Source organism: Aerococcus sp. L_32 (assembly GCF_050689315.1).
The window spans coordinates 16,083-27,752 of record NZ_JBOEQF010000011.1; the positions used below are offsets into that span (position 1 = coordinate 16,083).

An 11,670-nucleotide genomic window follows, 5' to 3' on the forward strand; every position below is an offset into this window, starting at 1 on the left:
AGTTGATGCTGAATCCAAAAGGTGACTAGTAACTAAAATACCGCTACTCCACCATGAAAAATTTACCTAGTCTAAAATCATCTTATCTATCTATAAAGGGACCACATATACTATTTTTATACGTATCTTGAAGCGCATGAAATGGGTATTTCAATAGGCGTGAAAGCATAATAAAAAGGCGTTACCTTAGCGAGTAAACTAGGGTAACGCCTTTTTTTTGTTGGAATGGGTGATTATTTTTTACGTTTAACTTCGATTCTATAACCATCTGGGTCAGTGACGAAGAAGTATGATGGTGTGCCTCCTGAAAGACCTTTTAAGTCGCCAGTTTCATAAGCAGATGCTTTACAAATTTCATGCATAGCTTCTAAATCATCAACAGTAACACCTAAATGGCTAAAGCCATCGCCAATTGTGTATGGATCTGCGTCGTAGTTGTAAGTCAACTCGATTTGGACATTTGACCCTGGTGAGTTTAAGTAGATTAAATCAAATTTATTCTCCGGAAACTCTCTGCGGCTAGCTACCTCAAAATCAAATAGATTTGTATAAAAGTCTAAAGTTGCATCAATATCTCTCACACGTAAACAAATTTCAACAAGTACTTGGTTCATTCTAAATACCTCCGTTATTTTGATTAATTTCATCATAACATATATGAGAAATACAGTCGTATGATATGGATTGACTGAAAAAGGTAGGATTTGATTGTATTCCCTGTAACTTTTAATATAATATATATAATTAAACAGTTTGGGAGACGATTGATATGACGGAGAACACACCATCAAAGAATAATGAAGTTACTGTTATGGTTGATTCCTCAGGAAATGAGCTACAATTCGAGAAAGCGTCAGAAGGCAAAATCAGTTTCGGTAAAAAATTTAAAGAAGTTAATTTAGGCACTACTTCATTAATAGGGGGGAGTTTAGTAGATGCTGGAGTATTTTTTAAGACCAACAGTATGGCATTTGAACAAATCTTAGAAGCTTATCCAAATGGCTTATATACAGCTACAGTAAGTCCTGAAAAATTATCTCATTTTAAAATTGATAATACCTTTACGACTATGGTGAGAGACAGCGAAAATCATTTAATTGGTCATTCTGGCTTTTCTGAAATAAATATGCCAAACTCTATTAACCCTGCAATGGTTTTAGGAATCGGTATGCAAGTCATGGCTTTTGCTTCAAGTACCTATTATCTTGATGAAATTAATAGTCAAATTTCTGCTATTGATGAAAAACTAGACGTGCTTTTTAATATGCATGAAGATGAAATTATAGGCAAGATAATATCTGCAAGTAAAGGTTTACTAGAAATTGCTAAGCGTAAAATGGTAGATCAAGCGGATATCGGTCAAATCAGACATCTCAAAATTGAAATTACGAGTATCTATGAACAGTTCCAGCAAAGATTGAAACGATATGAACAAGAGTTACTGCAGAAGAATAATCAAAAAACAGAAGACAAATTGATAAGTGATATTAACTATGCAATAAAATATGCCTTTGAAACAGATAAATTATCCTTATATGCCGATTTAATAGAAATTAGTGTTCGAATAAAATTGGGTAATTCAAATGAATTAATTAAAGCGCGAACTGAAGAACTTAAAGAAAAATTTGCGAATAGTTTCTATTTAAATTATGAAACGAAACTACAAGATATTTATGATGTCATCGTTCAACAAAAAAATGAAGAGTTAGCCCATAAAACGAATCGACTAGAGGGATCTGAGAAATTTCTGGAAAGTTTTAGCGAAAAATCTAGCAACTTACCGTTTTTGAAAAAGGATAAGAATGAAGACAAAGCTAAGAAAAAGGGACTAAAATTACCTGGACAAGTCGAGAAGCTTTCTGGGTCTGTTGGACAGTTTTCAAAAAATATTGGTGAGGCGTCAAGTAAGGGGCTTAAGTCCGTCGTAACAGGTTTGCCTAAGCGAGAAGTGGCCAAAGTTGAAGAAAGACTAGCCAATATAAATCATGAATTATCGACTACTACTGAAGCTTTATCTCGTAATAGAGATATCGATGAAATGATAAATGAAGTCATCTCTTTGCCCAATCAAGATCAAGAGTTGCTATATATCGTAACAGAAGATAATGAGCAACGATTATTCATACCTGAAAGGGTCTAATGATACGGAAAATAAAACGTACATTTGAATCTGGCGTGTAAGTATAAATAGTCCAAGCGGTTTAAAATAAATTGCTTGGACTATTTTTTCATGTTATTCCCCTTCATAACTTATTCGCTGGGAGGCGAAAAGTGCTGCGTTTCGCAAGATTTGGGTCTATTTTTAGGTTTTTACCTTATTGACCCGAGACAAGGGACCAACAATGGATAAGGAACAAACGACTTTATTTTCAAAGTTTCTGACGGGGAAGGATAGGGGGTAGTGGCCAAGGGGCAGTTCTTCAATGGTCAGGCTATAGCCTTGACGCCTACTTTCCCTAGTTCCCGCTTGAGTTGAATGGGGTTGGTAATCGTGTATTCGGTAAAGGCCTATAGGTCACTGGATAAGGCATTTTGAATGGTTTCTTCATCATGGTAGGCCATGAGGATTTTCTCGGTGCCTGTGGCGTGAAAAGAATTTTTAAACCAATCTGAGTGTGGACAGCGGTAAAATAAGGGCCTGATAGTTTTCAAATATATTAAACGTCTGTCTCGTCTAAGGTTGCAACTTGGGCTAACATGGGACTAACTTCACGGTAAATTTCATTGTCGTAGGCGACGATTCAGCCGATGGCCAATATTTTTTGAAGAAAAATTTCCCGCCAACACTATGTATCATAGAACTTTAATTCGCCTACACTTACATGAGTGGGGCGATTTTTTTACCTAAATGCTTAAAATACAACAATGTAAGGGTTTTAATAATGAAGGTTATGTGGTAAAATAAACCTATCAGATATATGTATGAACATACTCGGTTATATGTATATACATATAAGAAAAAAACATAAAATAGACCACAAAGGAGCCTTTTGAATGGAAGAACCACAAAATTTGGAAGTCATCATGCAGCTCATTATGTATGGGGGCGATGCGAAAGGAAAAGCCATTGAAGCCATGGCATCCGCAAAAACGGGTGATTTTGTAAGCGCTAACGATTCAATGGCTGCAGCCGAAGCAGCGCTGATTGAAGCCCACCATGCCCAAACCGCCTTGTTAACCCAAGAAGCAAGTGGCGATCCAGTTGCTTTGTCCTTACTCATGGTACACGGGCAAGATCACTTAATGACCGCCATCGCCTTTAAAGATATGGCTAAAGAAATCATTGATGTTTATCAAAAATTGGAGGAGAAATAAATGGCAGATACAACAATTATGTTAGTTTGTGCTTCAGGAATGAGCACAAGTTTATTAGTTTCAAAAATGAAAAAGGCAGCTGAAGAGAAGGGGGTAGATGCGGAAATCTTTGCCGTTTCAGCTTCTGATGCAGATAACAATTTAGCGAATAAAGATATCGATGTTTTATTGCTTGGCCCACAAGTTAAATATATGGAAAAAGAATTTGCTGGTAAACTAGCTGACTCAGATACAAAACTTGCAGTGATTAATATGCAAGACTACGGCATGATGAAGGGGGAAAAAGTCTTAAACGAAGCTCTAGAAATGCTCGCTTAAAATAACTGATAATGACAAACTAAAAATGACCACTAACACATATCCATTGTGCTAGTGGTCATTTCATTTTTATAGATAACGCTCAATAACTGGTTTTAACCGGATACTGATTGGGATAGCAACTAAAATACCAATACCAGATTGTAAAATGTTGGTAAATAATCCAGCGATAGCTGCTGCAGCAGTACCATATAAAATCCAGCTAGCAATTGCATAGCCAACAATCATGACAACTGCTGATAAAACTAAGTATAAAACTTGTTCTTTACGGCTTTTATCTTTGGCTAATCCAGCAATATAGCCTTGTGCGCCGTGGATAACAGCTGAGAAAATAATCCACTGTGCATAACCTGACAGCAAATCAATTAACCCACCAGACATGGCACCGACAACCAAACCACCCACCGGTCCAAAAACCATTGAAGCAGTCACAATCCCCACATCTGCGAATGTGAAGAAACCATTTGATGCTGGAATAGGAATAATAATGAATAAAGAAATAGCAACAACTAATGCAGCCGTCACAGCATAAAATGCATATTGTTTTTTCATGTAAATCTCCTCCCTTACTATTGAAAGATAAAAAAGACCATTAAATGATATTTTTATTAGACAATAAGTATAATTTTAATCTAATTTTTATCATACCATTACTCCAAAATAAATGAAAGCGAGTTAATACGTTTTCATTATGATTCCCTAGACTAAAAAAGGAGAGCTTACGATAGTCTCTCCTTAAGATATATGGTATTAATGATTACCAACGATATCGGTAATAGTATAAGAACGCGTATCAAAACGATTTCTTGAAGTTGAGTATTCAAACGGTGTCCCATTATCTAAATAAACAACTTGCTCCACTTCAAGCACAGGAGTGTGGATATCACAATTTAGCTCTTGAATATCCAGTTCATTAGCTGTGTCTGCATGGATTTTCCGATAAGCACCACCGATTTTTAGGCCTAATTCATCACGAATATAACCATAAATAGAACCCTCTAGATGTTCCGCTTTTAGTTGTGTAATAAGTGAAGCGACAAAGTAAGAATCTTCTAGAATATAAGGTTTGTCATCAATAATTCGTAAACGTTGGACGTGATAAACTGGATCACTAGCGCCAACCATTAGTAAGGTTTGTAGTTTTTCATCCGGAAATACGATATCAAAATTGATTTTTTTCGATACGATACGACGATGACCAAATTGTTCAGTCAAACCATTATAGTCATCAATTTTTGAATCACCATTGTTCCATAAACTACTTTTTAGTACAAAGGTCCCAACACCACGTTTCTTAAAGATTAAGCCTTCCATAGCAATCATATCAATGGCTTTCTTTAAAGTCATCCGGCTTACATTAAACTCTTTCGCTAATTCAATTTGATCCGGCAATATCTCACCTTCAGCATACTCACCCTCACTGATACGGCGACGCAATTCATTGGCAATTTCTTCGTACTTATTCAAGTGTATCCCCCTAATTCAAACGCTATTTTTAATCCATTATAATACAATGTATAGACTTAGTACAAATATGTCTATGAAAAATAGTCTTTTAAGTCTAATCTAAATTGCATTAGCCTTCAGTTGATATCATATCAAAAGTAATTTCTTTCTTGTCTGATAAAATAGTCAAATTGTCAAAAATGAAGGGTAAGTTGAATGCTAAATGAATATTGTAATAAAAAAGACGCTATGACATTGTCACAGCGCCTGTTGGGAGGGAATAAGGTAGTGTTATGCTTCTTCAGTAGTCATTGCTAAGTTGGTCTTATCTTGTACTTTTAAGAATGGGAACCAAATGGCTGCAACAATGACGACATCAATTAATTGTAAGATTCCGCCCATTACAGAGTTGGTAGCCATCATACCAGAGAAGAAGAGTGGCATAGTCCAAGGTACAACAACCCCTGTTGTTGCAGGGAAAATACCAGAAGCCATCATGAAATAGTTAAAGATTGTTACTACTAAAGGCGTAAGCACCCAAGGAATGACCATAGAAGCATTCAATACGATTGGTAAACCAAAGATAACCGGTTCGTTTACGTTAAAGATCCCAGGACCAAGGCCTAATTTACCGATTTCTTTCAATTGTTTGCTCTTCATCACGAAAGCCATTAAGATGACGACCATTAATGTCATCCCAGTACCACCAAGACTAACAGTAAATGTATCCATGAATGATTTAGTGATGATATGTGGTAATTCTTGACCAGCTTCATAGGCAGCTAAATTTTCTAATGATAATGTTTGCCAAATTGGGTCTAATACTGAGTTGATGATTACTTGACCGTGTAAACCAAAGAACCATAAGATTTGTATTAAGAATAGGGCAAGTAGTGTCGCAGGTAAACTTGATCCTAAACCTGTTAGTGGTTGTTGGATAAAGGTATAAATGACGTCATGTAGGTTAGTATTGAATAACCCAACTACAGCGGCGTTGATTAATAAAAATACTGTTAGGGTTGAAATGGCAGGTATTAATGAAGAAAAAGAGCGAGAGACAGCATCTGGCACGCCGTCAGGCATGGTGATTTTAATCCCTTTTTTTGTGATGCGGACATAAATCTCAGTTGCTAAAAAGGCTGCTAGCATCCCAATAAACATCCCTTTTGCACCTAAACGATCAGTCGTTAGGGCACCAGCAACTTCTACGCCTTCAGCGGTTAAGAAGTTAAAAGGTGTTAAAATTAAGAAGGATGCTAGGGCAACAACACCACCAAAGACGCCATCTTCATCATATGACTTAGTTAAATAATAACCGATACCAAAAGCTACGAAGACTGTCATGATAGACATAGTGGCATTTTGACCATTACCTAGTAAAGTACCCAATGAACCCTTTAATGCATCCGGGAAGAAGGGTAGGTTATTGAATACTACGACAATTGACCCAAACATGGTCAGTGGAAATGCCAGCATGAAGGCATCACGAAGGACGGTTAGGTAACGGTTGTTACCTAATTTAGCGGCAAAAGGTGTGAGGGACTCAGCTAGTTTATCAATGATATTATTCATGATTCATTCCTTTCTATAAAACCCAATATTTAGAAACCATTTCGATCTGAAACTTCTTTAAACCAGTAACCACTTTTCTTAATCGTCCGTTTTTTATCATTATCTAAGTCAACTGAAATGAGGCCATAACGGTTTTTGTAAGCATTCATCCATGACCAGTTATCCATACAAGTCCAAAGATGGTAACCCTTGACGTTACAACCTTCTTCAATAGCTTGATGCACATAAGTTAAGTGACCTTTTAAAAAGTCAATTCGATAATCATCTTCAATCATGCCGTCTGCATTTTTAAATTTCGCTTCACCTTCAACGCCCATCCCATTTTCCGAGATAAAGCAAGGGATGTTCCCATAATGATCGCGTACATTAATTAAACAATCGTAAATTCCTTTTTCATAGATTTCCCAACCACGGTAAGGGTTCATCTTGCGGTCTGGCCAAATGTAATTGTCAAAGTAATCGTCTGGCATTGGCTTGTCAGATAGTCGTTCGCTAGATTCTTTTTGTTTGATACGACGTGGTTGGTAGTAGTTAATACCTAATAAATCGATGGTATTTTCTTTGATGATAGCCAATTCTTCCGCAGTATAATCTGGTAGGTAGTCCAAATCTTTTAGTAGTGATACTAAATCTTCAGGAAAGATACCACGAATAGCTGGATCTAGGAATGACCGATTGAAAAAGGCATCGGCTAGGCTGGCAGCTTTTACATCTTCAGGATTGTTGGCATCTCTTGGATAGCTAGGCGTTAGGTTCAAGATAATCCCAATTTCACCATCAAGGTTTAAGTCACGATAGACTTTGATGGCTTTAGCGGAAGCTAAACTTTCATGGTAAGCCACTTGAACAGCACGTTTCATGTCAACAACAGCTGGGTAATGGAATTTGTAAAGGTAACCACCTTCAACAGGGACAATCGGCTCGTTGTGGGTAAACCATTTTTTCACTCGGTCACCAAATAACTCAAAACAAGTCTTCGCGTAATTTACGTAAGCCTCAACAACTTCCTTATTCTCCCAGCCACCAATTTCTTGTAGGGCAAGGGGCATGTCAAAGTGGTAAAGGTTGATAAAGGGTTCAATGTCATTCGCAATCAATTCATCAATATAATCATTGTAGAAAGCAACCGCTTTAGGGTTGATGTCACCGCGACCTTCTGGGAAGAGTCGGCTCCATTGAATTGACGTCCGCATTGAATTATGGCCAGTAGCCTTCATCAGTTGGATATCTTCTTTATAGTGGCTGTAAACTGCTGAGGTTTCTTCTGGCCCAACTTGGTCAAAGAATAGGCTAGGATCCTCTCGGTACCAGTGGTCCCAAATATTGTCACCTTTACCATCATCTTTAATGCGTCCCTCAGTTTGCGGACCCGATATTGCTGAACCCCACCAAAAACCTTCTGGAAAACGATAATTCATCTAAACAACTCCATTCATATGTCTATACATAATTTCAAATAGAATTATACATACAACAGAATGATATTGCAAGCGATTTCAAAAATATTTTCTAAGCGATTGGTGTTGTATGTATGAACAAAATGTATATATAATCATTCTTTTAGCAATAAATTGTACTTTTAACATGCTATTTACATAATTTTTACTAGGACATTACAAGAAATTAACCTTACTTTGTTAAGGTGATAAAGAAAGTGTTGGTAATTGAAAAGCATTTTAAGGAGAGGGAACCGTTTAATGAAAGAATTGAAGTTGAAGCGCTGGGGCGTTTTATTGTCATCGGTGATTTTATTGGCTGCTTGTGGACAAGGGCAAGGAAACGAAGCGAACGAAAGTGATACTAGTAGTCAAGCGACTGCTGAAGCAACGAATGCAAGTGACATTGCTACGGCATCTTCAGATGAAGGTAGTGAGGTTGATCCAGTTTACGGAGAAGTAAATGGTCTAGATTTAATTGATTTACAGGATGAAAAACCAGAAGTTGCACCGGTCCCAGTTCGCAATGAACCTAACCGAATCGCAACAAATTTATTAACAGATACTTCATCAACAATGGGCTTTAATTGGTATACAACGGAAGAGATGTCAGATGCTAAAGTAAAAGTATCGACTTCTGAAGATATGTCAGATGCGATTGAATTTACTGCAGAAGCTAGCCCAGTTACGTCAGATTATGCTGAACGCGATGAAAATGGCTATTATATCTATGCATCGGTGACAACTGATGAAGAAGGTGAAAAAATTCTAGACGATGAAGGACAACCTGAAGAAGTATTAGGTTACTTTACAGATGAACAAATTGACCGCGATAATACTGAATGGACTTCTGATGGTGGTAATTTAGGCTATCTTTATACTCAAGAAGTTGAAGAATATAGTTATAAAGCTGAAGCTGAAGGGTTAGAAGCTGGTACAACTTACTACTATCAAGTGGGTTCTGATGAGGGTGGCTATTCAGCAACGGGCTCTTTTAATACATCAGCTGTTGACGATGATGAGTTCCAATTCATTCATTATACGGACACACAAAACGCTTATTGGAATGCCAATGTGAATAATGAAGCTGCTTATGGTGCAGATACCTTAGCGCATGCGATGGAAGTGGCGCCAGATGCGAATTTTGCTTTACATACTGGTGACTTTGTTGAAATTGCAGAATTAGAGGATGAGTGGGTAGACAATTTAGATATGTCTCAGGAACAAAACTTGCACTTACCACATGCTTATACGCCAGGAAACCATGATGAATATACTGTTCATGGTGGTGATTTAGACTTAACAGCCTTTAACGAACATACCAATGTACCTGTAACGAATGATGCAGTTTCAGGTGGATCATATTATTCTTATGACTACAATGGGGCGCATTTTGTTGTCTTAAATACGAATGACAATAAGGAATCTGAGGATAATCCAGAATCTGGTGCAATTGGTCAAGAACAGATGGATTGGGCGAAAGAGGATATTCAAACGGCACGTGATAATGGGGCAAATTGGATTGTACTTGCTTACCATAAACCAATCTACTCAGCTTCTTACCATGCATTGCAGGACGATGATGTCCAAGTTACCCGCGAAGAGTTTGCTAAATTGGCAGATGAACTAGGGGTGGATATCGTTTTACAAGGACATGACCACAACTTAACGAGAACGAAATCCTTAGTATATACAGGAGATAATTTCTCTTATGGTGAAGTAGAGGATACGGAGAAGACTGAAATTGATGGTGTCGAATACCACGTTAATCCTGATGGGGTGACTTACGTGATTCCAAACTCATCTGGAACAAAAGCCTATGATGCGATTTACCAAAAAGGTGCTGAACATGTGCATAATGTTCGTCCAAAATTAGACTGGATGACTGAAGAGGATGTGGACCTGTGGAATGGCTTATTTGATGTTGCTCAACAACCTGATGAGTCACCTAAGTTTGACTATAAACACGAAAACTATCGTCAATCAGAAAGTCAAAACTTTGCAGTCTATACTGTCTCTGAAGATGAGTTCTTAATTGAGTTTTATCAAATGAGCGGTGACTTACACGCCGGCGAAGAACGAAATGTTGAATTAGTGGATGCTTACGGTATTACTAAAGATGATGAATAAATGAATTTTGACCTACTAGACGAGCCTAGCTTTGATCTAGTAGGTTTTTTATTAGGAAAAATATTTATCTGTTGGGTTAGTTTTAGCGATTTGTGAAAGTGATATGTCATAAAAGTGATATAATATAAACCTATATATGATTAAATGAGGTAGAAGTTATGTCATTAACCTATAGTCAACAAAAAGCAACTATTAGAGAATTTCAGGAAGCGGTGATGCGTTCTAATTTAACTATTCAAGAGATTGCAGGAGATTTTAAGACCAGTCAAAAACGTATTGACGCTATTTTAATCTTACAACCTCTGGGTATTGAAGAACCATGGATTTTAAAAGAATGCCTTAATGAAAAAATTACTGATCAGGGCAATTCACCAGTGAAGTATACGGCGTTACGTGGCGATTGTCACCAATATGGCTTCTTAAACAGTAGCCGTATTGGTAAACGACAACTTTATCAGAAGATTACTGTTTAAAAGAACCAAATATGTACTGGTAATGCGTCGATATAAACACCGTCAATATGAGCTTCTACCACTTTTTAATTTATAAAATTACCGATTTTTATTCATAAAAACCTATCTAAATTAGGGGTAGTTGGTTAGATATGCTATGGTGGGACCATTATGTTTGTAAAGGAGTAGAAGCAATGGATGTACCAATATTATATGAGGATAATCATTTATTGTTGGTTCAAAAACCAGTAAATATACCGGTTCAAGGAGATCAAAGTGGAGATAAGGATTTATTAACCTATCTCAAAGAGGACATTAAATATCGCTATCAAAAACCGGGTAACGTCTACTTAGGTTTAGTACACCGTCTAGACCGCCCGGTTGGTGGCGCGATGGTATTCGCCAAAACTTCAAAAGCAGCGTCAAGATTATCTGACCTAGTACGACGTAATGATATGGGCCGAACTTATTATGCCGTAGTCCATGGCAGACCCAAGCAAGCTAGTAATCGGTTAGTGGATTATCTGTATAAGAATCGCCAGAAGAATATCGTATCCATTGTTTCAAAGAACCATAAAGAGGGGAAAAAGGCCGTCCTTGACTATACGGTGATTGCCTCTAAGGATGGTCTCAGTCTAGTTAGCGTGCAATTACAGACCGGTCGTCCCCACCAAATTCGTGTTCAGCTGGCAGGTATGGGGACACCCATTTGGGGAGATCAAAAATATGGTCAACAATACAGTCAAGTCGGTCAGCAGATTGCTTTGTGGGCTACAAGCCTTACCTTGGAACACCCGGTTAAAAAAACACCACTCACTGTTGAGTCGCCACTACCAGAAGCCTACCCTTGGGATATCTGGTAAATAATTAACTATTAATGCAAGAAGTATCGCTTCAATAGAGCTGTGCTTCTTGTTTTAGGTTACAGTGATTGGGCTATCTTAACTATCTAAGTGCAAACGATGACGCGAGGTGCACTTGTCAACAGGATTTGTCGTGTC

Annotated in this window: 12 protein-coding genes; 6 read left to right on the forward strand and 6 right to left on the reverse strand. The window is 37.5% G+C overall.

Features of this window, described 5'->3' with window-relative positions; translation table 11 throughout:
• Positions 1–233 precede the first annotated feature (233 nt).
• Complete coding sequence (gene gloA / locus ACRCJ0_RS01840) at positions 234–614, reverse strand: lactoylglutathione lyase (RefSeq protein WP_431387416.1); 381 nt, start codon at positions 612–614, stop codon at positions 234–236.
• 155 nt (positions 615–769) lie between these two features.
• Here gloA and ACRCJ0_RS01845 point away from each other — a divergent pair, with 155 nt between their 5' ends.
• Positions 770–2,140, forward strand: a complete 1,371-nt coding sequence (locus ACRCJ0_RS01845; protein WP_431387415.1) for a hypothetical protein — start codon at positions 770–772, stop codon at positions 2,138–2,140.
• A gap of 162 nt (positions 2,141–2,302) precedes the next feature.
• Here the strand turns inward: ACRCJ0_RS01845 and ACRCJ0_RS01850 are convergent, their stop codons facing one another.
• Positions 2,303–2,512, reverse strand: a complete 210-nt coding sequence (locus ACRCJ0_RS01850) for an IclR family transcriptional regulator domain-containing protein (RefSeq protein ID WP_431389325.1) — start codon at positions 2,510–2,512, stop codon at positions 2,303–2,305.
• Positions 2,513–2,994: 482 nt separating this feature from the next.
• Between ACRCJ0_RS01850 and ACRCJ0_RS01855 the strand changes: the two genes are divergently transcribed.
• Both ACRCJ0_RS01855 and ACRCJ0_RS01860 read left to right on the forward strand, forming a co-directional pair.
• The gene (locus tag ACRCJ0_RS01855) at positions 2,995–3,315 is read left to right on the forward strand and encodes a PTS lactose/cellobiose transporter subunit IIA (protein WP_326132634.1); all 321 of its coding nucleotides are present in this window, start codon (positions 2,995–2,997) and stop codon (positions 3,313–3,315) included.
• A complete protein-coding gene (locus tag ACRCJ0_RS01860) occupies positions 3,316–3,633 on the forward strand; it encodes a PTS sugar transporter subunit IIB (RefSeq protein WP_026466594.1) in 318 nt (105 codons plus the stop codon).
• A gap of 69 nt (positions 3,634–3,702) precedes the next feature.
• On the opposite strand, the gene ACRCJ0_RS01865 is transcribed toward ACRCJ0_RS01860, so the two are convergent.
• From ACRCJ0_RS01865 to ACRCJ0_RS01880, 4 genes are all read right to left on the reverse strand, one after another.
• Complete coding sequence (locus tag ACRCJ0_RS01865) at positions 3,703–4,185, reverse strand: ECF transporter S component (protein ID WP_059348472.1); 483 nt, start codon at positions 4,183–4,185, stop codon at positions 3,703–3,705.
• A 198-nt stretch (positions 4,186–4,383) separates the two neighbouring features.
• Positions 4,384–5,100, reverse strand: a complete 717-nt coding sequence (locus ACRCJ0_RS01870) for a GntR family transcriptional regulator (RefSeq protein WP_431387414.1) — start codon at positions 5,098–5,100, stop codon at positions 4,384–4,386.
• Between the two features lie 270 nt (positions 5,101–5,370).
• Positions 5,371–6,651: a PTS cellobiose transporter subunit IIC gene (gene celB / locus ACRCJ0_RS01875; protein ID WP_026466590.1), complete on the reverse strand. Its 1,281-nt coding sequence runs from the start codon at positions 6,649–6,651 to the stop codon at positions 5,371–5,373.
• A gap of 29 nt (positions 6,652–6,680) precedes the next feature.
• On the reverse strand, positions 6,681–8,069 hold the full coding sequence (locus ACRCJ0_RS01880) for a glycoside hydrolase family 1 protein (RefSeq protein ID WP_431387413.1): 1,389 nt from the start codon (positions 8,067–8,069) through the stop codon (positions 6,681–6,683).
• A gap of 279 nt (positions 8,070–8,348) precedes the next feature.
• Between ACRCJ0_RS01880 and ACRCJ0_RS01885 the strand changes: the two genes are divergently transcribed.
• From ACRCJ0_RS01885 to ACRCJ0_RS01895, 3 genes are all read left to right on the forward strand, one after another.
• Entirely contained in the window at positions 8,349–10,217 is a 1,869-nt protein-coding gene (locus ACRCJ0_RS01885; protein WP_431387412.1) for a fibronectin type III domain-containing protein, read from the forward strand.
• A gap of 158 nt (positions 10,218–10,375) precedes the next feature.
• On the forward strand, positions 10,376–10,690 hold the full coding sequence (locus ACRCJ0_RS01890) for a DUF2316 family protein (protein WP_431387411.1): 315 nt from the start codon (positions 10,376–10,378) through the stop codon (positions 10,688–10,690).
• Between the two features lie 173 nt (positions 10,691–10,863).
• A complete protein-coding gene (locus tag ACRCJ0_RS01895) occupies positions 10,864–11,532 on the forward strand; it encodes an RluA family pseudouridine synthase (protein ID WP_197558317.1) in 669 nt (222 codons plus the stop codon).
• The last annotated feature ends 138 nt before the right edge of the window (positions 11,533–11,670 follow it).

Coding starts and splice junctions, on each gene's coding strand:
- celB (WP_026466590.1), bottom strand. CDS start 6,651: ATGAATAATATCATTGATAAACTAGCTGAGTCCCTCACACCTTTTGCC.
- ACRCJ0_RS01860 (WP_026466594.1), top strand. CDS start 3,316: ATGGCAGATACAACAATTATGTTAGTTTGTGCTTCAGGAATGAGCACA.
- ACRCJ0_RS01895 (WP_197558317.1), top strand. CDS start 10,864: ATGGATGTACCAATATTATATGAGGATAATCATTTATTGTTGGTTCAA.
- ACRCJ0_RS01880 (WP_431387413.1), bottom strand. CDS start 8,069: ATGAATTATCGTTTTCCAGAAGGTTTTTGGTGGGGTTCAGCAATATCG.
- ACRCJ0_RS01885 (WP_431387412.1), top strand. CDS start 8,349: ATGAAAGAATTGAAGTTGAAGCGCTGGGGCGTTTTATTGTCATCGGTG.
- ACRCJ0_RS01890 (WP_431387411.1), top strand. CDS start 10,376: ATGTCATTAACCTATAGTCAACAAAAAGCAACTATTAGAGAATTTCAG.
- gloA (WP_431387416.1), bottom strand. CDS start 614: ATGAACCAAGTACTTGTTGAAATTTGTTTACGTGTGAGAGATATTGAT.
- ACRCJ0_RS01845 (WP_431387415.1), top strand. CDS start 770: ATGACGGAGAACACACCATCAAAGAATAATGAAGTTACTGTTATGGTT.
- ACRCJ0_RS01855 (WP_326132634.1), top strand. CDS start 2,995: ATGGAAGAACCACAAAATTTGGAAGTCATCATGCAGCTCATTATGTAT.
- ACRCJ0_RS01865 (WP_059348472.1), bottom strand. CDS start 4,185: ATGAAAAAACAATATGCATTTTATGCTGTGACGGCTGCATTAGTTGTT.